Annotated in this window: 22 protein-coding genes, 1 tRNA gene and 1 pseudogene; 5 read left to right on the forward strand and 19 right to left on the reverse strand. The window is 66.5% G+C overall.

The features are described from left to right. Positions 1-86: 86 nt before the first annotated feature. Positions 87-1,451: an FAD-binding oxidoreductase gene (locus K7711_RS34270; protein WP_222974759.1), complete on the reverse strand. Its 1,365-nt coding sequence runs from the start codon at positions 1,449-1,451 to the stop codon at positions 87-89. A 71-nt stretch (positions 1,452-1,522) separates the two neighbouring features. On the opposite strand from K7711_RS34270, the gene K7711_RS34275 reads away from it, so the two are divergent. Then, positions 1,523-2,437, forward strand: coding sequence for a LysR family transcriptional regulator (locus tag K7711_RS34275; RefSeq protein WP_222974762.1), 915 nt, complete (start codon positions 1,523-1,525; stop codon positions 2,435-2,437). Here K7711_RS34275 and K7711_RS34280 read toward each other — a convergent pair. From K7711_RS34280 to K7711_RS34295, 4 genes are all read right to left on the reverse strand, one after another. Then, positions 2,434-3,186: an amino acid ABC transporter ATP-binding protein gene (locus tag K7711_RS34280; RefSeq protein ID WP_222975053.1), complete on the reverse strand. Its 753-nt coding sequence runs from the start codon at positions 3,184-3,186 to the stop codon at positions 2,434-2,436. The genes K7711_RS34275 and K7711_RS34280 overlap by 4 nt on opposite strands. A gap of 41 nt (positions 3,187-3,227) precedes the next feature. Further along, positions 3,228-4,175: an amino acid ABC transporter permease gene (locus K7711_RS34285; RefSeq protein ID WP_222974763.1), complete on the reverse strand. Its 948-nt coding sequence runs from the start codon at positions 4,173-4,175 to the stop codon at positions 3,228-3,230. A gap of 4 nt (positions 4,176-4,179) precedes the next feature. Then, positions 4,180-5,088, reverse strand: a complete 909-nt coding sequence (locus K7711_RS34290; protein WP_222974765.1) for an ABC transporter substrate-binding protein — start codon at positions 5,086-5,088, stop codon at positions 4,180-4,182. Between the two features lie 149 nt (positions 5,089-5,237). Then, positions 5,238-6,305 carry an isocitrate/isopropylmalate dehydrogenase family protein gene (locus K7711_RS34295; protein ID WP_222975055.1) on the reverse strand — a complete coding sequence of 356 codons (1,068 nt, stop codon included), beginning with the start codon at positions 6,303-6,305 and terminating at the stop codon, positions 5,238-5,240. Between the two features lie 382 nt (positions 6,306-6,687). On the opposite strand from K7711_RS34295, the gene trxA reads away from it, so the two are divergent. Further along, positions 6,688-7,071 carry a thioredoxin gene (gene trxA / locus K7711_RS34300; RefSeq protein ID WP_222974767.1) on the forward strand — a complete coding sequence of 128 codons (384 nt, stop codon included), beginning with the start codon at positions 6,688-6,690 and terminating at the stop codon, positions 7,069-7,071. 67 nt (positions 7,072-7,138) lie between these two features. Here trxA and K7711_RS34305 read toward each other — a convergent pair whose 3' ends face one another. From K7711_RS34305 to K7711_RS34335, 8 genes and pseudogenes are all read right to left on the reverse strand, one after another. Further along, the gene (locus K7711_RS34305) at positions 7,139-7,573 is read right to left on the reverse strand and encodes an alpha-isopropylmalate synthase regulatory domain-containing protein (protein ID WP_222974768.1); all 435 of its coding nucleotides are present in this window, start codon (positions 7,571-7,573) and stop codon (positions 7,139-7,141) included. A gap of 679 nt (positions 7,574-8,252) precedes the next feature. Next, on the reverse strand, positions 8,253-10,988 hold the full coding sequence (gene polA / locus K7711_RS34310; RefSeq protein ID WP_222974770.1) for a DNA polymerase I: 2,736 nt from the start codon (positions 10,986-10,988) through the stop codon (positions 8,253-8,255). Positions 10,989-11,113: 125 nt separating this feature from the next. Then, positions 11,114-11,809 carry an ABC transporter ATP-binding protein gene (locus K7711_RS47990; RefSeq protein WP_235748240.1) on the reverse strand — a complete coding sequence of 232 codons (696 nt, stop codon included), beginning with the start codon at positions 11,807-11,809 and terminating at the stop codon, positions 11,114-11,116. Between the two features lie 270 nt (positions 11,810-12,079). Continuing rightward, positions 12,080-12,991 (reverse strand): annotated as a pseudogene (locus K7711_RS49085) (ABC transporter ATP-binding protein); the annotation flags it as partial. A gap of 41 nt (positions 12,992-13,032) precedes the next feature. Next, positions 13,033-14,268 (reverse strand): branched-chain amino acid ABC transporter permease, encoded by a 1,236-nt coding sequence (locus K7711_RS34320; protein WP_222974774.1) that lies wholly within the window; start codon positions 14,266-14,268, stop codon positions 13,033-13,035. Beyond that, entirely contained in the window at positions 14,265-15,299 is a 1,035-nt protein-coding gene (locus K7711_RS34325; protein WP_222974776.1) for a branched-chain amino acid ABC transporter permease, read from the reverse strand. Before K7711_RS34325 ends, K7711_RS34320 begins: the two co-directional genes overlap by 4 nt. Before the next feature lie 160 nt (positions 15,300-15,459). Continuing rightward, entirely contained in the window at positions 15,460-16,650 is a 1,191-nt protein-coding gene (locus K7711_RS34330) for a branched-chain amino acid ABC transporter substrate-binding protein (protein ID WP_235748241.1), read from the reverse strand. Between the two features lie 237 nt (positions 16,651-16,887). After that, a complete protein-coding gene (locus K7711_RS34335) occupies positions 16,888-17,508 on the reverse strand; it encodes an ANTAR domain-containing response regulator (protein ID WP_040821299.1) in 621 nt (206 codons plus the stop codon). 201 nt (positions 17,509-17,709) lie between these two features. Here K7711_RS34335 and K7711_RS34340 point away from each other — a divergent pair. From K7711_RS34340 to K7711_RS34350, 3 genes are all read left to right on the forward strand, one after another. Then, positions 17,710-17,796, forward strand: a tRNA-Leu gene (locus K7711_RS34340). Positions 17,797-18,222: 426 nt separating this feature from the next. Further along, on the forward strand, positions 18,223-18,852 hold the full coding sequence (locus K7711_RS34345; RefSeq protein WP_222974778.1) for an arsenate reductase/protein-tyrosine-phosphatase family protein: 630 nt from the start codon (positions 18,223-18,225) through the stop codon (positions 18,850-18,852). 154 nt (positions 18,853-19,006) lie between these two features. Beyond that, positions 19,007-19,369 (forward strand): hypothetical protein, encoded by a 363-nt coding sequence (locus K7711_RS34350; protein WP_308015078.1) that lies wholly within the window; start codon positions 19,007-19,009, stop codon positions 19,367-19,369. A gap of 15 nt (positions 19,370-19,384) precedes the next feature. Here K7711_RS34350 and K7711_RS34355 read toward each other — a convergent pair whose 3' ends face one another. The 6 genes from K7711_RS34355 to lgt form a co-directional block, all read right to left on the reverse strand. Further along, on the reverse strand, positions 19,385-20,281 hold the full coding sequence (locus K7711_RS34355) for an acyl-CoA thioesterase (protein WP_235748217.1): 897 nt from the start codon (positions 20,279-20,281) through the stop codon (positions 19,385-19,387). A 1-nt stretch (position 20,282) separates the two neighbouring features. Continuing rightward, positions 20,283-21,704, reverse strand: a complete 1,422-nt coding sequence (pyk, locus tag K7711_RS34360) for a pyruvate kinase (RefSeq protein ID WP_083895567.1) — start codon at positions 21,702-21,704, stop codon at positions 20,283-20,285. A gap of 81 nt (positions 21,705-21,785) precedes the next feature. Next, complete coding sequence (locus K7711_RS48000) at positions 21,786-22,454, reverse strand: amino acid ABC transporter permease (RefSeq protein ID WP_235748218.1); 669 nt, start codon at positions 22,452-22,454, stop codon at positions 21,786-21,788. A gap of 15 nt (positions 22,455-22,469) precedes the next feature. Beyond that, positions 22,470-23,225, reverse strand: coding sequence for a transporter substrate-binding domain-containing protein (locus K7711_RS48005; protein WP_235748219.1), 756 nt, complete (start codon positions 23,223-23,225; stop codon positions 22,470-22,472). A 148-nt stretch (positions 23,226-23,373) separates the two neighbouring features. After that, on the reverse strand, positions 23,374-23,874 hold the full coding sequence (locus K7711_RS34370; RefSeq protein WP_308015079.1) for a TM2 domain-containing protein: 501 nt from the start codon (positions 23,872-23,874) through the stop codon (positions 23,374-23,376). 114 nt (positions 23,875-23,988) lie between these two features. Beyond that, positions 23,989-25,104: a prolipoprotein diacylglyceryl transferase gene (gene lgt, locus K7711_RS34375; protein WP_222975062.1), complete on the reverse strand. Its 1,116-nt coding sequence runs from the start codon at positions 25,102-25,104 to the stop codon at positions 23,989-23,991. Position 25,105 lies beyond the last annotated feature (1 nt).

A 25,105-nucleotide genomic window follows, 5' to 3' on the forward strand; every position in this document is an offset into this window, starting at 1 on the left:
GTGGCGGCGACGCCCCGAATCACGGGGGCAGCACCGCCGGGCACGACATCTCCACGGTCACCGGGGCGGCGCAGCGCACCGATCGATCACGAACGATCCGGACGGATGTTGCGGTTGAAGCGGAACAGGTTGGCCGGGTCGAGATCGGACTTCAGCGCGGCCAGGCGGCGGTAGGTGGCGGGGGTGTAACCGGCGCGGGTCTGGGCCTCGCCGGCTCGATCGCCCGCACCGTAGAGGAAGGTGGGGCTGTGGCCGATGGCCCAGGAGGACAACGCTTTCGCGATCAGATCGTGGTGGTCGTCGACCGCGGTGCCGCCGGTGTCGGGTCCGGTGATGAATCGGGCGAGATATTCCGCGTCGCGATGATCGACCGCGACGTTCGCCGGCCCCGGACGGCGCAGCGCACCACCGAGATGGCGGATACCGGCGACCACCGGCACCGGGCTCGCCGGACCCGCGACATCCAGAAACGCCTGTGCCGCATCGGCGGTCAGCTCCGGCAGCAATGCGTTGGTCGCGGCGTAGGCGTGCGGGAAGGGCGGGTCGCTGTGGATCGTGTGGGTGTCGGTGTAGGGCATCACACGCAGGTCGTCGGTCAGGCGGGGGCCGATCGCGCGCAGCGGCGCGACGAGGCGTTCACCCTCGCTGCCCGAACCGGTGTACGCGATGTTGACGGTGGCAATGTACCTGCCGCGCAACGGTTCCGGGATCACCGGAAGATCGGGCATGGCCATCACGGTGATCGCCGAGGTCATCTCCTCGGGCAGATCCCAGGTCCACTGCCGCCATCCCTCGAGGGCCGGTTCCACGAGTCCGGTGTCGAAGATCAGCCGACCACCATAGACGGTGGTGATCGGGAAGAGTTCGACCTCGAGCGCGGTGACCACGCCGTAATTGCCGCCGGTGCCCAGGACCGCGCCGAACAGATCCTCACCCGGAGTGAGGCGGCGCAGTCGTCCGTCGGCGGTCACCAGTTCGATCGCCCGGACATGGTCGGCGGCATAGCCGAAGGTCCGAGCCAGGATGCCCAGGCCGCCGCCGAGGTGATAACCCACCACCCCGACACTCGGCGAGGATCCGTTCAACGGCGCGAGACCGTGTGCCACGGCCGCCTCGATCAGCGCCTCGGCCTGCACACCCGCACCCACCCGCGCGGTGCGAGCAGCCGGCTCGACGGTGATCTCCCGCATCCGCCGCGTACTGATCAGCACGCCGTCGTCGGCAGCCACCGACAGTCCGTGCCCGGTCGCCTGCACCGACACCGGAAGACCGTGCCGCGCAGCGTATTCCACCGCACTGCGGACATCCTCGGCGTGCAGTGCGCCGACCACCAGGGCCGGCCGGTGGGCGTAGGCGGTCTGAAAGCCCGCGACCTCCTCGTCGTATCCGGGTGTGCCCGGACGGAACAGCGGGCCGGTGACTTCGGGAAGTTCGGGAAGCCTGTTCGTCATATTTGGAACTCTGCCCGCGCCCGAATCAGAAGTACAACAGATAGTTTTTCTCGAAGATATAATTATCAGTTATGGAACTGCGACAGCTGCGTTACTTCGTCACCGTGGTCGAGGAGGCCAACTTCACCCGGGCCGCGGCTCGCCTGCACCTGACCCAGCCCGGTCTGTCCGCCCAGATCCGGCAGTTGGAGAAGGAGGTCGGCCAACCACTGCTGGACCGGTCCGGCCGGTCGATCACCCCGACCGCGACCGGCGCCGCGGTCCTGCCCCATGCGCGCGCGGCATTACAAGCGGCACAGCAGATTTCGCACACCGTGGACGAATTCACCGGCCTGCTGCGCGGTCACGTCCGGATCGGGCTCATCTCCGGCGCGGCGCTCGGCGAGGTGGACATCGCCGCGGTGCTCACGACCTTCCACCGCGATCATCCGCAGGTCGGGATCAGCCTCACCGAGGACACCTCCGAACGCATGCTCGCCGCGGTGGTGCGCGGAGATCTCGATATCGCGCTGATCGCGTCGACCGGCGCGGAACCGGATCCCGGCCTGGGTATGGACATCGTGTTCGACACCCGGATCAACGCCGCCGTCGCCGCCGACGACCGGGAATTCGGCTCCCGGACAACACTTTCGGACCTGCGCGACCGGCCGCTGATCTGCCTGTCCCGCGGCACCGGCATCCGCGGCGTCCTCGAACGTGCCTGTGCTGCGGCAGGTTTCGAACCACGCGTCGAATTCGAGGCCGCCGCACCACCGCTGCTGGTCCGTCTCGCCGCCGGTGGTCTCGGCGTCGCCGTGGTCCCCGATCTCACCCCCGAACACGCGGCGGCCGAGGGCGTCCGCATGGTCGAGATCGAACCCGAACTACGCGGCCGCCTCGCCCTCACCTGGCGCGCGGACCGACCGGCCGCGCCCGCCGCGAAAGTGCTGCTCGGTCAACTCCGCATCGCACTCGCTCCGCGCGCGGCCATCCGCACGCCGAGCTAGAGGATCCGGGACAGGAACGCCTTGGTGCGCTCGTGCTGCGGATCGGACAGCACGCTGCGCGGGTTGCCCGACTCCACGACGACTCCGCCGTCCATGAACACTAGCTGATCGGCGACCTCGCGGGCGAAACCCATCTCGTGGGTGACCACCACCATGGTCATACCCGAGGCGGCCAGCTCGCGCATCACGCCCAGTACCTCACCGACCAGTTCGGGATCCAGCGCCGAGGTCGGCTCGTCGAACAGCATCAGCTTGGGGTCCATCGCCAGTGCCCGCGCGATCGCGACACGCTGCTGCTGACCGCCCGACAGCTGCGCCGGATACGAATCGGCCTTGTCCGCCAACCCGACCCGGTCCAGCAGTTCCTTGGCACGAGTGATCGCCTGGGCCTTGCGGATCTTCTTCACCTGCGTCGGCGCCTCGATGACGTTCTCCAGGGCCGTGCGGTGCGGGAACAGGTTGAAATGCTGGAACACCATGCCGATATCGCGCCGCTGGCGCGCGGCCTCCCGCGGATGCAGCTCGTAGAGCCGTCCACCCTTCTCGCGATAGCCGACCAGATCGCCGTCGACGTACAGCCTTCCGGCATTGACCTGCTCGAGGTGGTTGATGCAGCGCAGGAAGGTGGATTTGCCCGAGCCCGACGGGCCGATCAGGCACATCACCTCCCCGCGCACCACTTCCAGCGAGATGCCCTTGAGCACCTGCAGGGTGCCGAAGTTCTTGCACACCTGCTGGGCGCTGATCATCGAGGCACTCTGGGTTCCGGCGGAATCAGTTGCGGCGGAGGTCATTTGGCCACCTCTCCCAGAGTGGTCGTCTCGGCCATCGCACGCAGCTGACGAGCGGTCAGCCGCCGGGTCACCCCACGCGAGTAGTACCGCTCGAGGTAGTACTGCCCGATCATCAGCACACTGGTGATCGCCAGATACCAGGTCGCGGCGACCAGCAGCAGCGGCACCGGCTTGAAGTTGACGCTCGAGATGTCGTGCGCCCGGCCGTACAGATCGGTGGTGAGCGGAATGGCCGTCACCAGCGACGTGGTCTTGAGCATGCTGATCAGCTCGTTACCCGTCGGCGGGATGATCACCCGCATCGCCTGCGGCAGTACGGTCCGCCACATGGTCCGCGACCAGGACATGCCCAGCGCGTACGAGGCCTCCCGCTGCCCCTCGTCCACGGAATTGATTCCCGCGCGCACGATCTCGGCCATGTAGGCCGACTCGTTCAGGCCGAGGCCGATCATCGCGAACAGGAAGGGCGCCTGCCACTGCTGCACGTTCCAGTGCGTGAAATGCGGTCCGCCGAACGGGATTCCGAGCTCGATAACCTTGTACAGCGACGGGAACAGGCCCCAGAAGAGCAATTGCACGTAGACCGGCGTCCCGCGGAAGATCCACAGGTAGCCCCACGACACCGAGCGCAGTACGGGATTCGGCGACAACCGCATCACCGCCAGGGTGACGCCCAGTACCACGCCGATCACCATCGCCAGCACGGTCAACTCGAGCGTGACCAGCGCGCCCTCGGTGATCCGTACGTCGAACAGGTAGTCGCGGTAGGTGCTCCACTGGTAGCCGTCGTTGGTGGCCGCGCCGTAGATGAACAGTGCGAGCAGGATCGCGATGACGATCGCGGCCACCCACCGGCCCGGCCGCCGCAGCGGCACCGCCTTGATCGGTGCGGGCTCGGTGACTGCCCCGGCGGCGTGCGTGTTGTCCGGGTCCGGTGAACTCACCAGCTCAGCCCTTGGCGCCGTTGATGACCGACTTGGTGATCACACCCTGTTCGACGCCCCAGTTCTGGGAGATCTTGCGATAGTCACCGGAGTCCATCAGATGCTGCACCGCGGCCTGCAGGACCGGGCCCAGCGGGGAGCCCTTGGCCACCGGCCAGCCGTACGGCGCGGAGGCGAAGATCGGACCGTCCGTCTCGATCTTGCCCTCGTTCTGCTTGACCGCGTAGGCGGTCACCGGCGAATCCGCCGAGAAGGCGTCCACCTGGCCCAGCACCAGCGCGTTCGCCGCGGCGGCCTGATCGTCGAAGGCGACGATATCGATCTTGGCCTTACCGGCGTCGGTGCACGCCTTGCTCTTGGCCGGGAGTTCGTCGGTCTGCTGCACGGTGGTGCGCTCGACCGCGACCTTCTTACCGCAGGCGTTGTTCGGGTCGATGGACGCGCCCTTCTGCTGGGCCCACTGGCTGCCCGCGGAGAAGTAGTCGACGAAATCGACCGACTTCTCACGATCGGTGTTGTCGGTGAACGAGGACATGCCCAGGTCGTAGGTGCCCGCCTGGATGCTGGGAATGATCTTCTCGAAATCGGCCTGCTGATAGTCGGCCTTCAGCCCCAGCGTGGTGGCCACCGCATCCATCAGATCCACATCGAAACCGACGATCTTGCCCGACGAAGGATCGCGGAACTCGTTGGGCGAGTAGGGGATATTGACCCCGACCACGAGTTTGCCTGCCTGCTTGACCTTCTCGGGCACCTGCGCCGCCAGGGCGTCGACCTTGCTGACCTGAACCTTGGCCACCGCCGGGGTGGTGCTCTCGGTGTTCTTGGTACAGCCCGTCAGCAGCAATGCACCGCCGGCGACAACACATGCGGCTCGCAGAATGTACCCGCGAGCTCCGGATCGAACAGACACAGCAGCCCTCCATGTTTGGGTGAGCGATAACACGACATCGCCCGCCGTTCGAAATGTATGCGATTCGGACCGACTGTGCCGGTCGGTTACCGAAGGTTAATCCTCGCCGGGTGCGGCGAGTACCCATACACGCCGAATCCGGGACCCTATCACCAGCGATGCACGCGCGCCCGGACCTGCTCGGTGAACTCGCTGGTGGAGGCGAGCCCGCCCAGATCGGCCGTCGCGATACCGGCCTCGAAGACGGCCGCCACCGCGCGTTCGATACGTTCACCCGCATGCGTGAAGGTCGGATCCGCGCGATGGGATCCCAACCAGCGCAACAACATTGCCGTAGACAGTTGCAGCGCCGCCGGATTCGCGCGGTTGCGTCCGGCTAGCACCGGCGCCGCACCGTGCACGGCCTGGGCCATCGCCTGGGTGCGTGAACAGTTCAGCGAGGCGGCGGTGCCGAGCGATGCACCGAGTTCGGCGGCCAGATCGGACAGGATGTCGCCGAACAGGTTCTCGGTGACCAGCACGTCGTAATCACCCGGCGCGCGCACCAGATGGGCGGCGGCCGCGTCGACGTGCTCGTCGTCCACTCGCAGGTCCGGATAGCCCGCGGCCACCTCGTAGCACACGTCGCGGAACAGTCCCATCGTCATGGGCAGCACATTGGCCTTGTGCACGATGGTCAGATGTCTGCGGCGGGCCGAGGCCAGCGCACATGCCTCGTGCGCGATCCGCGTACATGCCTCGCGCGTGATCACACCCACCGACATCGCCACGTCGGGCGTCGGCCGGAACTCGCCCGAACCGGCGAACATATTGCGATCGGCGTAGAAACCCTCGGTGTTCTCCCGCACGATCACCAGATCCGTCTCCGGCGCGACCGCCCGCACCCCGGGGAACGCCCGCGCGGGACGGATGTTCGCGAACAGGCCGAACCGCTTGCGGATCGCCCCGCCCGGTGGTGCGAATGTGCGGAATTCCGGTGCGTACGAGGCATTGTCGTGCGGACCGAGAATCCATCCGTCCAACTCTGCGAGCGCGTGGAGCGTCACCAACGGCAGCGGATCGTTGAACTCATCGATCGCACCCTGCCCCATCGGCAGCCGCACCCACTCCGCCGCCGGAGCCCCCGCCGCCGCCAACGCCTCGTCGGCCACCTCCCGGGCAGCCCGCACCACCTCCGGCCCGATACCGTCCCCGTCGATCAACCCCAGCCGAACCATCTCCGAAGTCACCACCCCATCCTCGACGCCCACCCGCCCCCGGCAACACCCGGGTCACCCCTCCCCACTCTCAGGCAACCCACCGGCAAGCAGTGATCGGCACCCACCCGCCCGCAAGCGTGCAATAGGTCACCCTCACGCGATAGCGTGCAACTGCGGCGCGAGCCGCCCCCGCAACGATTGATCTCGTGAGCACATGGGTAACTCCCCGGGAACGCCCGAAACCCAACCACGCTCCCAACCGCCGGACCGACGCCCAACACTTCGAGGCACCCAACGACACGCTGAATTCCCGGGGAGGCGGGACCGCATTCCCGGGGAGGCGGAACAGCCGGGGCATGGTTTTGCGTTGTAATGGGCGATACCAACAGGAGAGGACCCCATGGCCACCCAGACATTGACCGCTCAGAACTTCGATGAGGTCGTCACCGGAAACGACGTCGTACTCGTCGATTTCTGGGCCGACTGGTGCGGACCGTGTAAGCAGTTCGCGCCGACTTACGACAAGTCCTCGGACAAGCACCCCGACGTGGTGCACGGCAAGGTCGACACCGAGGCCGAGCAGAGCCTGGCCGCTGCGGCCAACATCCGCTCGATCCCGACGATCATGGCGTTCCGCGAAGGCGTGCTGGTGTTCGCACAGCCCGGAGCGCTGCCCCCGGACGCCCTCGAGGATCTGGTGACCCAGGTGAAGGAGCTCGACATGGACGACGTTCGCAAGCAGATCGCCGAACAGGCCGAACAGGGCGCCGACCAGGCCGAGTAAGACTCGACCCATCGCACGCATCTCGCCCCCGCCGCGTCGTACGCGGCGGGGGCGAGTGCTGTGGGTATCAGTTGGCGAACGAGTTGATGCCCGAAAGCATCGCTCGCACAGAGGATTCCGCGCCGTCGTCGGCGAGGGCGGCGCCCCAGCCACGGCGACCGTTGACCTCGCAACGGACGAAAGTCGCTATGCCCGAAGCGGTTTGCCGCTGGTGGAACTGCAGGATCTCGACCGGATAACCCTCGTCGTAGAGGGCCGAGGTGAGTGCGGCCACCGGGTTGCCCGCGGACACCACGGTCCGCAGGTGGCCGTTGAATTCGAGTGTGGCGGTGTAGGTTGCCGAGGCATGTCGCTGCCCGGCCGGTATCCATTCGCCGAGCTTGACCGGGCCTGCGAGGTCGCAGTACCGCTCGTGGAACTCGGCGGGGGTCAGGCCGTCGCTCTCGGCGCGCAGGGCGCGAGGGGCGGCAGTGATGAAGGCAGTGTCGATGGTCAGTGTCATGATGACTAGGTCTTCCCGAGGCGTGTCGTGTCCGATTGACAGAGGGGACCAGCTCAGTAATTAGGTTCTACGGCCGCAGCGAGGGGCCGGTCCGAATCAGACCCCGCTACGGCGGAGAACTACGAGAAGTCGACCGGTAGCCACCATCGCGGTCAGCGGCATTAGCGCCACGCGGTCGCGGTCGGCGACATTGCGAGCGGCGCTGTGGCTAGCGGCGGGATTCGGCACGATTCGAGAATATGGACTGTCACGGCCGATAGCAACCACATCGGCGCGGAACCGATGGGTAACTTCGTCACAATCGTCCGTAAACAGCGAACCAACGGCCGACGATGCGCTCAGCAACCCGATCGACGAGCGGAAATCAGCGCTTGCACGCCCAGCGGGACACATGGGCAATCTTCAGGCAATCAGATTCTTATGTCCGTTTCGCCGGGATTCAGCGCCCTGATCCGGCCTCGGACCGGGCACGGTCACCGCCGCCGGATGACGTTCTCAGCCTTCTCGAAGGTCGCTATCATCCGCCCGTAAGGCGGGCGACGCACGATAGATCTGGTAACGAGCCATACCGGAACGGGCCCACCGGCCCGACCGGATCCGGCGCCGCGATGCGCCGACCGACTCCGTGGCCGCCGGGCGTCCCCCTCATCCGACCGGCGGCCACGGTTTTTCTTCGTCGCTAGTGCGCGGCGGCATCCCAGCTGCGCCCGACTCCCACCGAGACCTCGAGCGGCACCGACAGCTCGATCGCCTTCGACATATGTTCGCGCGCAAGGGCTTCCAGCTGCTCGCGCTCGCCCGGGGCGACTTCGAAGAGCAGTTCGTCGTGGATCTGCAGCAGCGTGCGCGAGGCGAGTCCGGCCTCCTGCACCGCATGCTGCACGTTGATCATCGCGACCTTGATGATGTCGGCGGCGGTGCCCTGGATGGGCGCGTTGAGCGCCATGCGCTCGGCCGCCTCGCGACGCTGGCGGTTGCTCGAATCCAGATCGGGCAGATAGCGGCGACGACCGAACAGCGTCTCGGTGTACCCGACCTTGCGGGCCTGCTCGACCGCCTCGTGCAGATAGTCGCGAATCGCGCCGAACCGGGAGAAGTACACCTCCATCTGCGCCTTGGCCTCCTCGGCGCTGATCTTGAGCTGCTGGGACAACCCGTAGGCCGACAATCCGTAGGCCAGGCCGTAGGACATCGCCTTGATCCGGCGGCGCAGCTCCGGGTTCACCTCGGTGATCGGGATGTCGAAGGCCTTGGAGGCGACGAAATTGTGCAGATCCTCCCCCGAGTTGAACGCCTCGATCAGGCCCTCGTCCTTGGACAGGTGCGCCATGATCCGCATCTCGATCTGGCTGTAGTCCGCGGTCATCAGCGACTCGCAGCCGGGCCCGACGACGAAGGTGTCGCGGATGCGACGGCCGGTATCGGTGCGGATCGGGATGTTCTGCAGATTCGGCTCGGTCGAGGACAACCGGCCCGTCGCGGCGATGGTCTGGTTGAACGTGGTGTGGATGCGGCCGTCGTCGGCGACCGATTTGAGCAGGCCGTCGACGGTCACCTTCAGCCGGGTCGCATCGCGGTGCGCGAGCAGATGCTCCAGGAAGGGATGCTGGGTCTTCTCGAACAGCGACTCGAGCGCATCGGCGTCGGTGGTGTATCCGGTCTTGGTGCGCTTGGTCTTGGGCATCTCGAGCTCGTCGAACAGCACCACCTGCAACTGCTTGGGCGAGCCGAGGTTGATCTGCTTGCCGATCACCCCGTAGGCCGCGCTCGCGGCATCGGCGACGCGATCGGCGAATTCGGATTGCAGCTGCTCGAGTTCGGCGACGTCGACGCCGATACCGGCCTCCTCCAGTTCGGCCAGCACCCCCAGCAGCGGCAGCTCCATCTCGGTGAGCAGCCTGGTGGACTCGATGCGCTCCAACTCGACGCCCAGCGCCTCGGCCAGATCGGCCACCGCGCGGGCACGCAGGATCTCGGCCTGGGCCAGTTCGGCGTCGACCGAACCCTCCTCGTCGAGCAGGGACAGCTGTGGCTGCTCGTCCGATTCCACGCGCAGCTCGCGCGAGAGATAACGCAGCGACAAATCGTCCAGATTGAAGGTGCGCTGGCCGGGGCGGACCAGATAGGCGGCCAGCGCAGTGTCGCTGGCCAGTCCGGCCAGCCGCCAGCCACGCCCGCGCAGCGCGTGCTTGGCGGCCTTGGCCTCGTGCACGGCCTTGGGGATCGCCGGATCGGCCAGCCATGCGCCCAGCGCCGCCTCGTCCTCGGGCGTCAGCCCTACCGCGTCGAAATAGCCGCCCTCGCCGTCGGCGGCGGAGATCGCGATCGCGGTGACGTCACCGTTCACCGGAGTTCCGGTGCCGACTACCGAAATACCATGGCGCACACCGGCTTTGGCATGCTCGGCCAGCCAGTCGGCAGCCCCGCCGGGCTCGACGGCCCCGCCGCTGATCTCGAATCCGCCGTCGGCCTCGGGCTCGGGCGCCGCGAGGGTGTCGAACAGCCGATCGCGCAGCACCCGGAATTCCAGATCGTCGAACAGGCGGTGGATCCGGTCCCGATCCCACGGCTGCTGAGCCAGCTGATCGGGGGTGTACGGCAGCGCGACGTCCTTGACCATCTCGGTGAGCTGGCGGTTGAGCACGACGCTGGACAGGTTGGCGCGCAACGCATCACCCACCTTGCCCTTCACCTGATCGACACGTTCCACCAGGGTGTTCAGATCGCCGTATTCGCGCACCCACTTGGCGGCGGTCTTCTCCCCGACGCCCGGAATACCGGGCAGATTGTCGCTCGGGTCGCCGCGCAGGGCCGCGAAGTCCGGATACTGGGCCGGGGTCAGGCCGTACTTCTCCTGCACCGCCTCGGGGGTGAACCGGGTGAGTTCGGAAACGCCCTTCTTCGGGTACAGGACCGTGACGTCGTCGGTCACCAACTGGAGCGAATCCCGGTCGCCCGTGACGATCAGCACCCGGAAACCCTGCGGCACGGCCTGGGTGGTGAGGGTCGCGATCACATCGTCGGCCTCGTAGCCGTCGATCGCCATCACCGGAATGCCCAGTGCGCCCAGGACCTCCTGGGTGATCTCCACCTGGCCGCGGAACTCGTCGGGCGTCTGGGCGCGATTGGCCTTGTACTCCGGATACGCCTCGGTGCGGAAGGTCTTGCGGCTGACGTCGAACGCGGCGGCCACGTGGGTGGGCTTCTCGTCGCGCAACAGGTTGATGAGCATGGCGGTGAACCCGTACACCGCATTGGTGGTCTGCCCGGTGATCGTCTTGAAGTTGTCCGCGGGCAGGGCGAAGAACGCGCGATAGGCCAGCGAATGCCCGTCCAGCAACAACAGGGTCGGCCGCTCGCCTTCGGTGGCTGCGGGCACGGTGCTCGGGCGCTGATCGCTGGTGGCTGAAGTCACGGCACAGAGTCTAGGGACAGGCACCGACAAGCGTTGCCGGACCTCCGCGGATCCCGCGCGCCGCGACCGGATGAGGCGGTTCGTCGGGATCCGGCCGCGCATCGCACGGCCGGATCCCGCACCGGTTACGCGACGCCCAGATACGCCGATTTGACCGCCGGATCGGTCAGCAGCGCGCGGCCGCCGCCGGTCTTGGTGATCTCACCGGTCTCCAGGATGTAGGCGCGGTGACTGCGGGTCAGCGCCTGCTGTGCGTTCTGCTCGACCAGCAGTACGGTCGTGCCGTTGGCGTTGATCTCGCTGATGATCCGGAAGATCTGCTGGATCACCATGGGAGCCAGACCCATGGACGGCTCGTCCAGCAACAGCAGCTTCGGCCGGGCCATCAGCGCGCGGCCGATCGCCAGCATCTGCTGCTCACCGCCGGACATGGTGCCGCCCACCTGTTTCCGGCGTTCGGCCAGCCGCGGGAACAACTCGAACACCCGCTCGAGGGTCTGCCCGTACTCCGCCCGCTGCTTGAACGGCCGTGCGTGACAACCCATGTCGAGGTTCTCCTGCACGGTCATGCCCGGGAACACCCCGCGGCCCTCGGGGGCCTGGATCAGACCCTCGACCACCCGCTCGTGCGCCCGCATCCGGCTGACGTCCTTGCCCGCGAACGTGATCCGCCCGCGCCCCAGGGGCAGCAGCCCGGACAGCGCGCGCATGGTGGTGGTCTTGCCCGCACCGTTCGCGCCCAGCAGGGTCACCAGCTCACCCTCCGCGACCTGCAACGAAATACCGTGCAGCGCTTGGATTCTGCCGTAGCTGACGACCATGTCCTCGACCACGAGCAGCGGTTCGGAGCCGCCCTGCCCGGGACCGCCGGTGGTCAGCGCGGCGGGTGACACCGCGCCGGATCCGCTCGCCGCGCGCTCGGATCCGGTGCTCTCGGGGACCCGGAACGGCACATCGGGATCCGCGCCGGCGGCATCCGCCGGACGGTGATCCTCCTCCCGGTAGACCGGCAGCACCGCGGTATCGGCCACCGCGGCCGGATTCACGAATACCGAGGATTCGGATTCGGCGGCGGCATCGGCCAATTCCGCCGCCGCCTCCTCGTCCGGCACACCCAGATAGGCCGCGATCACCGCCGGATCGTCGCGGATCTGCTCGGGCAGCGCGTCGGCGATCTTGCGCCCGAACTCCAGCACCACGATCCGGTCGGTGACACCCATGACCAGCCGCATATCGTGCTCGATCAGCAGCACCGTGAACCCGTCGTCACGGATCTTGCGGATCAGATCCATCAGCGCGGACTTCTCGCTCGGATTGAATCCGGCCGCGGGCTCGTCCAGGCACAGCAGCTTCGGCTCGGTCGCCAGCGCGCGGGCGATCTCCAGCCGGCGCTGATCGCCGTAGGACAGGTTGCGCGCCTTCTCCACCGCCCGCGGCGCGATGCCGACGAACTCCAGCAGCGCCATACCGCGTTCGATCGCGTCGCGCTCCTCGCGACGATGCCGCGCGGACCGGAACACCGCACCGGGTACCGAGGTGTGGTGCCGGGCGTCGGTGCCGACGACCACGTTCTCCAGCGCCGTCATCTCCCCGAACAACCGGATGTTCTGGAAGGTCCGGGCGATGCCCAGCCGGGTGATCTGATTGCGCTTGGTCTTGGTCAGCGGCTTGCCGTCGAAGAACACCGTGCCCGCCGACGGCCGGTACACACCGGTGATGGCGTTGAAGCAGGTCGTCTTTCCCGCGCCGTTGGGCCCGATGAGTCCGAGGATCTCGCCGCGGCGAATCTCGAAACTCACCGCGTCCAGTGCCGTCAGACCACCGAACCGCATGGTCAGCCCGTCGGTGCGCAGCAGCGGCTCGCCGACCGCCGTCTCGATTTCCCGGTGTGGTGCAACGACTTCCGCGACGACCTGGGTATCGGCCAGTTCCGGGAGCACGGCGCCGACATCGACGACACCGGCCGCACCCACCTCCTGTTCCTTGGCATATCCCGCCGACATGTCCTCGTTGTCGAACAGCGCGCCACCCGCACCCGGCCCGGTCATGCGCCCGCTCCCGTCGCCTCGGCGGCCTGCGCAGGCCGCCGCACCGCTCGATACACCTGCCTGGAATAGGCGAGCAATTTCTGCCGCGCCGGGAACAGCCCCTGCGGACGGAAGATCATCACCACCACCAGCGTGAGACCGAAGAACAGATATTTGAAGTCGCCCAACGACTGTCCCGCCACGTTCACCGACATGAACCGGTTCGGCAGGTACACGATCAGGAACGCGCCGACGATCACGCCGAGTTTGTTGCCCTGACCGCCCAGCACCACCGCGCACAGGAACAGCATCGAGTTGATGACGTTGAATCCGGTCGGATTGATGAACTGCACCTGACCGGCGTACAGCGCGCCGGACAGGCCGCCGACCGCCGCGCCGATGGTGAACGCCCACAGCTTGAATTTGAAGGTGGGCACGCCCATGATCTCCGCGGCGTCCTCGTCCTCGCGGATCGCGACCCAGGCGCGGCCGACGCGGCTGCGCTCCAGATTGCCGACCAGGATCAGCACCACGACCACCAGCAGCATGCCGATCCAGAACCACCAGACCCCGGAATTCGCGCGGTCCAGCAGATTCCCGGAATTCCGATCGCCGAGGTTACCCGACGAGAAATAGCCGCCGGTATGGGTTTTCGACTCGCCCAGGTGCGGATACGCGATGCCCGCCAGGCCGAGGCTGCCGTTGGTGACCCCGCCCAGGTTGTCGGCGAGCAATCGGACGATCTCACCGAATCCGAGGGTCACGATCGCCAGGTAGTCACCGCGCAGCCGCAGCGTCGGGGTGCCCAGAATCAGGCCGGAGGCCGCGGTCGCCAGGATCGCCAGCGGCACGCACAGCAGCCACGCCCATTTCGAGTCGAAGACACCGGAATTCGAATGGAACGGGCTGTTCGGACTGGTCAGGATGCCGACCGTATACGCACCGACCGCGTAGAAGCCGACATAGCCCAGATCCAGCAGACCGGTCTGGCCGACCACGACGTTCAGGCCGATCGCGATGAGCGCGTACATCGCGAACTGCGCCATCACCCCGCCGAAACTCGTACCCGGGGTGTTGATCAGCGGCGGCGGGAACAGCGCGATCAGCCCGAGCACGATGACCGCCGGCACGCCGAACGCCCATTGCGCGGGCCGGGACAACCCGCCCCACCAGCCGCGAATCGCATCACCCACACCGCGCGGACGCTGTTGCGGCGCAGTGGAAGTCACCGGAACTTTCGTAGCCTCACTCATACCCGGGCCTTTCCGAGACTCTCACCCAGAATGCCCGTGGGACGGAGCATCAGCACCGCCACCAGCACCACGAACGCGACCACGTCACGCCACTGGGTACCGAACAGGATCTGGCCGTAATCCTCGGCCAGGCCCAGCAGCAGACCACCCAGCAGCGCGCCGCGCAGGTTGCCGATACCGCCGAGCACCGCGGCGCTGAACGCCTTGACGCCCAGGATGAATCCGCCGTTGAAGACGATTCCCTGCGGCACCTTCAAGGTGTAGAGCGTCGCGGCGGCACCGGCCAGCAGACCGCCGATCAGGAAGGTCAGCATGATGACCCGCTCGCGCGAGACGCCCATCAGCGTCGCGGTGTCGGGGTCCTGGGCGACCGCGCGGATGGCGCGGCCGAATCTGGTCCGGTTGATCAGGATCTCGGTGAGCGCGGCCAGTGCGACCGCGGCCAGCACGATCACGATCGCCACATTCGTCACCGACGCTCCGAACAAGGAGAATTCCTGTTTGGGTTCGACGAGTTTGATCGGCTGCTGCGGATTGGTACCGCCCAGCCCGGACACGATTTTCGGCAGTACGTAGTGCACGAACTCCTGCAGCACGAAGGACATGCCGATCGCGGTGATCAGGAAGATCAGCGGTTTGGCGCCGCGTTTGCGCAGCGGCCGGTAGGCCACCCGCTCCAGGCCGACGGCGGTCGCACCGGACACCGCCATACCGATCAGCATCGCCACCAGCAGGTAGACGATCGTCAGCAGGACACCCTGGGAGTAGACATTCCCACTGGCGGAGAATCCCAGCAGCTCCAATCCGACATACTGTCCGAACATGCCGAGCATGAAGACCTCGGAATGGGCGAAGTTGATCAGCCGCAATACGCCGTAGACCAGGGTGTAGCCGACGGCCACAAGCGCGTAGATCGCGCCGTAGCTCAATCCGTCGACGGTGAGCTGCCAGAACTGGTCGACCACCCCGGAAATGTTGAAATCAATGGTCCCGGCATACAGCGCGGGATCCGCCAATACGGTTACAGACATTCGACACTCTCGTCATCGTGGGAAACAGCGTGCCCGGGTCCCGATGCGGACCGCCGGAGCGGAGATCACGGGTGCCCCCAGCCAAGGTGATGGAAGGGGCGTGCACCGGGACGATGGGTTCGCCTTCCGGTGCACGCTGTTGCCGATACGGGGTAGGTCCCTACTTGACCTGGTACATCCAGATCAAGGCGTTCGACAATTCACCCGTGCTGTCCCACTTGTAGTGCCGAGCCAGGCCCTGGCCGTCGTAGTTGCGCACGTAATCGAGCACCTCGGGGCGAGTGACCTTGCCCGCGTCGATCGCCTTCAGCACGATCGTGGTCAGGTCGTACGCCTCGACCGAGTACACGCCCGGCTCCTGGTTGTTCAGGGCCTTGTAGGCGGTGGCGAAGGTGTCCGGCGCCGGACCACAGGGGCAGGACAGCAGCGCGCCCTTGCTGGAGTCACCGGCCTGCTTGACGAACTGCGGGTCGTTGGTGCCGTCGTCGGAGACGAAGGTCGCGCTCACCCCGGCCGAGTGCAGCTGCTCCACCAGCGGAGCCGCCTCGGCGTAGTACCCGGAGTAGAAGATCGCGTCCGGCTTGGCGGAGGACAGCTTCGAGACCGTCGCGGAGAAGTCCTTGTCACCGGTCTTCACCTGGGCCGCGCAGGATTCGTCGGCCGAGGAGCCGAGCGCGGCGATGACCGACTTGGCAAGGCCCACACCGTAATCGGAGTCGTCCTGCACCACGCAGATCTTCTTGAACCCGCCCGCGCCGGTCAGATAATGCGCGACCGAGGGACCCTGCAGATCGTCGTTGGCCAGGCCGCGGAAGAAGGTCTTCCAGCCGTTCTTGGTCAGCGAGGCGTTGGTGGCCGAGGAGGTCAGCGCCGGAAGTCCGGCGTCGCTGATGATCTGGCCGGTCGCCTTGGTCTCACCGGAGAACGCCGGACCGATCAGCGCGGTCACCGACTGATCGCTGATCACCGTCGGGATGACCTGGCTGGCCTTCTGCGGATCACCCTCGGTGTCGAAGGGCTTGAGCTGCACCTGGCAGTCCGGGTTGGCCTTGTTGTGCTGCTGGACAGCGAGTTTCACGCCATCCTCGATGTTGATGCCGAGCGCGGAATTCGCCCCCGTGAGCGCACCCGCCATCGCGATCGCCGTGGTGGGCGCGCACTTGGCCTTGCCGTCACCCGCGGGATCGGCGGCCTGGGCCGTACCGGTCTGGGTCACCGCCTTGCCCTGGCTATCGATCTGCACCAGCGACTTGATCGACAGACCGGTTCCGCTCCCGCCACCGGCGCTGTTCGACGTCGATTTGCTGCTGCAACCGGCTACGGCCAGCACGGCCGCCGCCCCGATCACCAACGCACCGCGAACCACACGAGTCCGCGTGGTGCTCCGCGTTATTGAACCAAGCACGATTCACCTCTATGTTCCTCGATCCCCCGGGGTTGCCGAGAGGGCCGACCATGTCGGCCAAGCTCAGAACATAGCGTTGTGACGTTAGCTCCGCATCACATTCGGGCCATCGGTCCTACTTCGATCCCGAATATTCGTCACGATCGCGTTACCACTGTGTTAATGGTGGCAAATGCATCGCTACTACGACTTGGGGGCGAGGTTCTCCAAAACCACCTCGGCAACCGCCTTCATCGTCGTGCGGCGGTCCATCGCGGTCCGCTGTATCCACTTGAATGCCTGCGGCTCCGACAGACCCTGCGTCTGCATCAGCACACCCTTGGCACGCTCGACGAGTTTGCGCGTCTCGAGCCGCTCGGACAGGCTCGCGACCTCGCTCTCGAGTGCGGTGATCTCGTGGAAACGGCTGGCCGCCAGCTCGATCGCCGGTACCAGATCGGATTTGGTGAACGGTTTCACCAGGTAGGCCATCGCACCCGCGTCCCGGGCCCGCTCGACCAGGTCGCGCTGACTGAATGCGGTCAGGATCACAACGGGTGCAACACGATTGGTCGCGATCTCCGCCGCGGCGTCGATGCCGTCGCGCCGCGGCATCTTCACATCCATGATCACCAGATCCGGTCGCAGCTCCCCGGCCAGATCGACCGCCTGCTGACCATCGCCCGCCTCGCCGACGACCTGATAGCCCTCCTCGGTGAGCATCTCCACCAGGTCCATCCGGATGAGCGCCTCGTCCTCGGCCACGACCACACGCTTGGCGGCGGTCGCCCCATCCTTCTTCGCGCCCCCTGTTGACGTTCCCATAGACAGACCCCTCGTATTCCGATGCCGACACCCGATGCTCCGATGCGGTCCGACGCCGCCCTCGACGGACCGCACGCATCCGAGTTCCCTGAAGCGTACCGTTCGACACCGTCGAGAACCCACCTACCCAGCATGAACCGGGGCAGTATCACACCGATTCGGTTCCCGGGAGGGTCACCGGCTATGATTTGCACCCGGTGCGCCGAGTTGGCGGAACAGGCAGACGCGACGGTCTCAAAAACCGTTGTCCGAAAGGACGTGTGGGTTCGAGTCCCACACTCGGCACCAGATAAGCCTCCCCCTTCTCGGTCGGCTCCCCCATTCTCTCGCGCGGATCTGTCCGAATATCCGGATCCGGTCGTCATCCATCCGGGCATACGAGTCGTACTTCCCGCGCGGCGGGATCGACACCATGTACGACGATATGACCACTCCGACCGGGTCGCACCGACGGCGACGATGCGCGGACGACTGTTCTCCCCCGCGGACGCGTCGAGAGCGCGACCCCGAAAGCCGACCCGGCGGTCGAAGAAACGACACATCATACCGAAGATTCCGGACGGAATTGATTTACCGATTTCCGGGCCGTTCAGCGACTCGCAGGCAAACGGCTCACGCGCGACTCGCTACACGGAAATGAACATCTGGCGACAATGGCTGTTTTCCGCTATTGCCGTCTTCTCGTCGCGCCCGTGGACGCATACCGTACCTGCCATGCATGTCCTGTTCGTCTGCACCGGCAATGTGTGCCGCTCGGTGATCGCCGAACGCCTCACCCGCGCGCTGGCGGACGAACACGGACTGTACGACGAACTGACCGCGGAGAGCGCCGGAACCCGGGCATTGGTCGGATTCGGTGTGGAACCGCTTGCGGCACAGACGATCACCGGACTCGGCGCGAATGCGAGCGGCTTCCGCGCCCGCCGCCTCAAACCGGAGATGGTCGACCGCGCCGATCTGGTCCTGGCCATGACCGAACAGATTCGCGACGATATCGTCGCGCACGTCCCCGGCGCCCGGCCGCGCACCTTCACACTGCTGCAGGCGTACCGCATCGCCAAGGTCAGCGGCGCTCGCACCGTCGCCGAGATGGACCGCGCCCGTAACGATCTGGCACTGGTGGGCCGGGAGAACATCGCCGATCCGGTGGGCCTGTCCCCGGAGAAATACTGCGAGGTCGGCGACCGGATCGCCGAAAATCTCGCGCCGCTGCTGCTGTGGCTGTGCATGCCGGCCGGGCACGCCACCGACGACCGCGGCCGCCCGCATCTGGTGGTCCTGCCCGGTGGACGGCGGGACGTACCGCCGGTGACCGACACCACTCGAATCGGCCGACAGGCCTGAGGAATTCGCGCCGACGCTCCAGGCGACGGAGGTGTCCTCCCCATTTCCTGTGGGAGCGACTACACTGCCGGGCGAATGGCTCCGCCAAAGGTTCGACACAAGAACAGGACTCGACATGCCGAAACGCATTTCGGATGTTTCACTCCATGTTTACGTGACACCCGAAACCCTCGATCGTGTCGTGGCCACCGTCCGCAAGGTGGTCGACGAACACGTGGCCGATCGCGATCTGTTCGCGTGGCGATTCACTCTGCCGGTCGATGCCGATCAGCCGACCCACGCGGTACTGGAAACCCAATGGCGACTGGATAATCCGGACGAGGACCCCGGCGACAGACGCACCTACGAGATCGCCCTGAGCCTGGTCGGTGACGCGAAGCTGCTCACCGAGACCAACCTGGCCCAGTTGGAGCGCCGCCTGATGCTGTGCATCTCCGCACAGGACGCGGTCCCCTACGAGATCCACACCCTCCACCGGGAGAGCTTCGACCTCGAAGAGAACCGCGAACTGATCTAGTACTCCCCGGAGGGCTCAGCGCCTGGCCGGGAAGTGCCGGATGACGCCCTCTTGGACAACTGTCGCCAGCAATTCGCCTGCGCGAGAATAGAAATGCCCCATCGCCAGGCCGCGCTGCCCGGCGGCGACGGGCGACTGGGTCGCGTACAGGGCCCACTCGTCGAAGCGGAACGGGCGGTGGAACCAGATCGAGTGGTTCACCGTCGCCGCGACGATCCGGTCGAAGCCCCAGGACAAGCCGTGCGTGGTGATGATCGAATCCAGCACCGTGGTGTCCGACGAATAACCCAGCGCCGCAACGTGAATCAGCGGATCCTCGGGCAGGGTGCCGTCGGCCTTCATCCACACGCGGTTGTGGTTGAGGGTTTCACCGGTGCCCTTGAGGATCCACGCCGGGTCGTTGGTATACCGCATATCGATCGGATGCGGAGCCTGGACGAACATCTGCAGCCGGTCCTCGAGTCCCTCGAAGGACTCCTCGACCCGGGGCAGACCGTCCGGATCGGGCACCTGCGGCTGCGGAGTGGCGTGCTCGAGGCCCTTGCCGTAGTCCTGGAAGGCCGCCAGCATGACGAACAGCTCCTGATCGTCCTGATAGGCGGTGACGGTGCGATTGGCGAAGGCGCGGCCGTCCCGGTGACGTTCCACCCGGTACTCGATCGCCTTCTTCACATCGCCGCCGCGCACGAAATGCGCGTTGACCGCGTGCACCGGACGCCCGGGGCCGACGGTACGGCCGGCGGCGATGATCGCCTGCGCGACCAGCTGCCCGCCGAAGGTCCGGCTCCACACCTTCTCCGGGTGCTGCCCGAGGAACGTGTCCTCACCGGTCTGCTCCAGGTCGAGCAGACCGAGCAGCACCTCCAGATCGCCTGTTCCCGTAGACACCGACTCGCCCAGTGACGCGCTCAACTCAGTGGTCCTCCTCGCCTATCCGATGCACGTGAATCAGGTTGGTGGAACCGATGGTTCCCGGCGGGGAGCCGGCCACGATGACCACCAGATCGCCCTTGGCGTACCGATTCAGCGACAGCAGTTCCTTGTCGACCTGACCGATCATCTCATCGGTCGTGCGCACGGTCGGCACGATGAACGTCTCCACGCCCCAGCTCAGCGAGAGCTGGCTGCGCACCTCCGGCAGCGGGGTGAACGCCAGCAGCGGCAGCGGGGTGTGCAGCCGGGCCAGGCGGCGCACGGTGTCACCGGACTGGGTGAACGCGACCAGCGCCTTCGCGTTGAGCCGCTCGCCGATGTCGCGGGCGCCGTAGGAGATGACACCGCGCTTGGTGCGCGGCACGTGCGTCAACGGCGGTACCCGCGTGGAGGTTTCGGATTCCACGGCGTGCACGATGCGTGCCATCGTGCGGACCGTCTCGATCGGGTATTCGCCGACCGAGGTCTCGCCCGAGAGCATCACCGCGTCCGCACCGTCCAGCACCGCGTTGGCGACATCGGAGGCCTCGGCGCGGGTCGGGCGGGAGTTGGTGATCATCGACTCCAGCATCTGGGTCGCCACGATCACCGGTTTGGCGTTCTCCCTTGCCATCTGGATCGCGCGCTTCTGCACCAGCGGCACCTGCTCGAGCGGCAACTCCACGCCCAGATCGCCGCGGGCGACCATGATCGCGTCGAAGGCCAGCACGATCGCCTCGAGGTTGTCGATCGCCTCGGGCTTCTCCAGTTTGCCGATCACCGGCACCCGGCGGCCGACGCGATCCATCACGTCGTGCACCAGTTCCACATCCGCCGGGGAGCGCACGAACGACAGCGCGATGAAGTCCACGCCCAGCTTCAGCGCGAACTCCAGATCGGCAATGTCCTTGTCCGACAAGGCCGGCACCGAAACATCCATACCGGGCAGCGACACGCCCTTGTTGTTCGACACCGGGCCGCCCTCGGTCACCCGGCACACGACGTCGTCGCCCTCGACGCGCAGTACGGTCAGCCCGACCTTGCCGTCGTCGACCAGCAGCCGGTCGCCCGCCTTGGCGTCGGCGGCCAGTTCCTTGTAGGTGGTGGAGACCCGGTCGTGGGTGCCCTCCACGTCCTCGACGGTGATGCGCACCTCCTCACCGGTGGCCCACATCGTCCGGCCGTCAGTGAACCGGCCGAGCCGGATCTTGGGGCCTTGTAGATCGGCGAGGATGCCGACGGCGCGACCCAGGTGATCCGCGGCCTTCCGCACCTTCTCGTAGTTCTCAGCGTGATCGGCGTGTTCGCCGTGACTGAAATTAAGCCGGGCCACGTCCATGCCGCTTTCGACAAGTTCGCGGATCCGGTCCTCGGAGGCTGTGGCCGGCCCGAGGGTGCATACAATCTTTGTCCGTCGCATCACGGCTCGAGCCTAGTCCTGCTCGATGCGCTTCGCCGAGTGGGCATACCCTTCGCTATCAATAGGGCGAGCCTATTGTGCGGCTCACCCCACGAGATGTCTGGCCAGCCGGGTCTCGACACGAGTTTGCGCAAATCCGAGCACCAGACAGATCACCCAGTAATAGACGGCGGCCACACCGTAGAGCGCGAAGAAATCGAAGGTCGGAGCAGCCGCCAATTGCGCCACCCGCAACAGTTCGGTTACCAGAATCGTGGATGCCAGCGAGGTGTCCTTCACCAACGAGATGAGGGTATTGGACAACGGCGGCACCGCGATTCGCGCGGCCTGCGGCAGCACGATCAACCGCAGCGTCTGCGGATAGGACAACCCGAGCGCCTCCGCGGCCTCCCACTGCCCGCGTGCCACCGACAGGATGGCCGCCCGAATCACCTCTGCGGCATAGCCACCCACGTTCAGACTGAACGCGATCACCGCCGCCGGAAACGGATCGATGACGATGTTCAACTCGGGCAGCGCGTAGAAGACGATGAACAGCTGCACCAGCAAGGGCGTGCCGCGGATGATCGAAATATAGAACCGTGCCACCGCGGCGACCGGGCGCACCGACGACATCCGGGCCAGCGCCACGAACAACGCGAGGACCAGGCCGATACCGAAGCTGATCGCCGTCAGCGGCAACGTCTTGGTGACCGTCGCGACGAGCATCGGCTCGAGATTGTGACGGATCAGCTCCCAGGTCGGGGAGTCCATGGATCGGCAACCGACCTATCTGCTGACGTCGGAGCCGAAGTATTTCACGGAGATCCGGGCCAGCGTGCCGTCCGCGCGCAACTGGTTCAGCGCGTCGTCGATCCGGCCGATCAGCGCCCCGGAATCCTTGCGGGCGGCGAAGGCCTGCTTACTGGTGTCGCTGGTCTTGGCCGCGACCTGCACGGCGGTGTCGCCGGTCTTCTTCGTGTACTCACCCACCGCGAGAGTGTCGTTGACCGTGGCGTCCACGCGGCCCTGTTTCAACAGCTGGATCGCCTGCACGAAACCCTCCACGGCCTCGACCTTGCAGCCCGCCGCGGCGGCCACCTGACTCCAGTTGCTCGTCGAGGACTGGGCGCAGGTCTTACCGCGCAGATCGGGCAGCCCGTGCACCGAGTGATCGTCGGCGCGGGTGACGATGACGCCTTCCGAAGTGGTGTACGGCTTGGACAGGGCGTACTTCTGCTGCCGATCCGGATTCACCGTCACCTGGTTGGCGACCAGGTCGAATCGCTTGGACGTCAGCCCGGCGAAGATCGAATCCCAAGGGGTCTGGGTGAATTCGACCTTCTTACCCAGCTTGCCGGCCACGGCCTGCGCGACCTCGATGTCGTATCCGGTGAGCTTGCCATCGCTGCCCTGATAGCTGAACGGCGCGTAGGTGCCCTCGGTCCCGACCTTCAGTACGTTCGGATCGCTGCTGCTGCACCCGGCGGATGTCCCGACGATGGCAGCGAGCGCGAGCACGGCGGCGAACAGCTTGCGGCGCAATGGATTACCTCTCCAGCAGACAGGTCTCCTCTCCTCGGGCCCGAGGAGAGGAGAACCGGCACAGACTACGGTATGCGCGCACGTCGTCCGGAGGATTTCGCTCGCGATGAGCCGAATTCCCGCGAGGTATCGCCGCTCGCCGGCGCCGTCAGCTTTCCTGTAGCGGGCGGCCGTACGGGTCGGGGACGTTGCCGATGAAGATCATGATCGCGTCGATGAGTGGCCAGATGCCACCCAGACCGCAGGTGAAGATGGTGACCAGCAGCTGTGCGACGGCAATCCCGTTGTAGCCCAGGTAGAACCGGCCGGCTCCGAAGCCGCCGAGGAACAGTTGCAGCAGGCCCGCCACCAACTTCGACTTGTCCGAGTAGGGCATGCCGTACATGTCGCGGCCGAACGGCGCCTGGGGATCCATCCCGGGCTGGCCGTACGGACCGGCCGGATAGCCGGCTTGCGGGTACCCGCCCGGCTGCTGCGCGTACACCTGCTGGTTGTACGGGTTGGACTGGCCGTAGGCGTCCTGCGGCTGACCGTACGCGTCCTGCGGACCGTACTGCGGTTGGCCGTACGGCTGCCCGCCCATACCCGGGCCCGTACCCGGTGCGCCGTACTGCGGCCCATAGCCAGGCTGCTGATAGGGGTCGGTCACTGCCGCACCCCGCTGTGCTCGATCATCCTGTCCTCCTCGTCCGCGGGGCGCACCACGCCACCCCACCTCACCCCGTCCCGCCGCATCGTGGCGGATCGGATATCGCTGCCGGTCCTACTCGGCGGATTTCGACGGTGTCCCCGTCGACTCCGCCGCGGCGGACACCGTCGACTCGTCATCGTCGGCGGCGTCGTTTTCGCTACCGGAGGTTTGCTCGTCCGTCCCGGATTCCTCCGACGAGTCCTCGGGCTCAGCGTGCTCCGGTTTCTCGCTCGACGCATCCGATTTCCCGGGGTTCTCGTCGGAACCCTGCGCCGACTCCGCGCCGTGCGTGCGCAGAGCGCCGAACTGCCAGGGCCACGGGCGTTTCCCGCCGGGCTGCAATGCCTCGGCGGCCTCTCGGCCCTTGGTTGCGAGCAGGAAATAGGCGATGGCGCAGACGAATACGATCGTCGAGGTGAACGAGTTGATCCGGATGCCAAAGATGTGCGTGGCGTCGTCGTCGCGCAGCAACTCGACCCAGAACCTGCCGAAGGTGTAGACCGCGACGTACAGCGCGAACAGCCGCCCGTGACCGATCCGCCAGCGCCGGTCCGCCCAGATCAGCAGCACCACCCCGATCAGGTTCCACACCAGCTCGTACAGGAAGGTCGGCTGCACGATGCGCTGGACGACGCCGGTGGACACACCGTTCATCATGTCCAGCTGGCCGTTGTGGTCGAAGCGCAGGTAGATCTCCAGGCCCCACGGCTTGGTGGTGTCGTGGCCGTACAGTTCCTGGTTGAAGTAGTTGCCCAACCGGCCGATCGCCTGCGCCAGCAGAATGCCGGGCGCGATCGCATCGCCGAAGGCGGGCAACGGAATTCGGTAGACCCGGCAACCGATCCAGGCGCCGACGCCGCCCAGCAGCACCGCGCCCCAGATGCCCAGGCCGCCGTCCCAGACCTTCAGCGCGTCCCAGGGATCCTTGCCGGTGTCGAAGTACCGGTACCAGTCGGTGCACACGTGGTACAGCCGCCCGCCGACCAGACCGAACGGCACCGCGAACATCGCCACGTCCAGCACCGCGCCCGCGCGGCCGCCGCGCTGCTGCCAGCGCCGCTCACCCCACCAGATCGCGGCGATGATGCCGATGATGATGCACAACGCGTACGCCCGCAGCGGTAACGGGCCCAGATTCCAGACCCCACGCGGCGGACTCGGAATATAGGCCAGCACGGAGCCGTGCATG

It is taken from the genome of Nocardia coffeae (assembly GCF_019890715.1).
GTDB classification, from domain to species: Bacteria; Actinomycetota; Actinomycetes; order Mycobacteriales; family Mycobacteriaceae; genus Nocardia; species Nocardia jiangxiensis.

Bases quoted from the DNA above. Each gene is read 5' to 3' on its own strand.
- K7711_RS34270 (WP_222974759.1), bottom strand. From the start codon at position 1,451: ATGACGAACAGGCTTCCCGAACTTCCCGAAGTCACCGGCCCGCTGTTC.
- K7711_RS34275 (WP_222974762.1), top strand. From the start codon at position 1,523: ATGGAACTGCGACAGCTGCGTTACTTCGTCACCGTGGTCGAGGAGGCC.
- K7711_RS34280 (WP_222975053.1), bottom strand. From the start codon at position 3,186: ATGATCAGCGCCCAGCAGGTGTGCAAGAACTTCGGCACCCTGCAGGTG.
- K7711_RS34295 (WP_222975055.1), bottom strand. From the start codon at position 6,305: ATGGTTCGGCTGGGGTTGATCGACGGGGACGGTATCGGGCCGGAGGTG.
- trxA (WP_222974767.1), top strand. From the start codon at position 6,688: ATGGCCACCCAGACATTGACCGCTCAGAACTTCGATGAGGTCGTCACC.
- K7711_RS34305 (WP_222974768.1), bottom strand. From the start codon at position 7,573: ATGACACTGACCATCGACACTGCCTTCATCACTGCCGCCCCTCGCGCC.
- K7711_RS47990 (WP_235748240.1), bottom strand. From the start codon at position 11,809: ATGGTCGTCAGCTACGGCAGAATCCAAGCGCTGCACGGTATTTCGTTG.
- K7711_RS34320 (WP_222974774.1), bottom strand. From the start codon at position 14,268: ATGAGTGAGGCTACGAAAGTTCCGGTGACTTCCACTGCGCCGCAACAG.
- K7711_RS34325 (WP_222974776.1), bottom strand. From the start codon at position 15,299: ATGTCTGTAACCGTATTGGCGGATCCCGCGCTGTATGCCGGGACCATT.
- K7711_RS34335 (WP_040821299.1), bottom strand. From the start codon at position 17,508: ATGGGAACGTCAACAGGGGGCGCGAAGAAGGATGGGGCGACCGCCGCC.
- K7711_RS34345 (WP_222974778.1), top strand. From the start codon at position 18,223: ATGCATGTCCTGTTCGTCTGCACCGGCAATGTGTGCCGCTCGGTGATC.
- K7711_RS48000 (WP_235748218.1), bottom strand. From the start codon at position 22,454: ATGGACTCCCCGACCTGGGAGCTGATCCGTCACAATCTCGAGCCGATG.
- lgt (WP_222975062.1), bottom strand. From the start codon at position 25,104: ATGCACGGCTCCGTGCTGGCCTATATTCCGAGTCCGCCGCGTGGGGTC.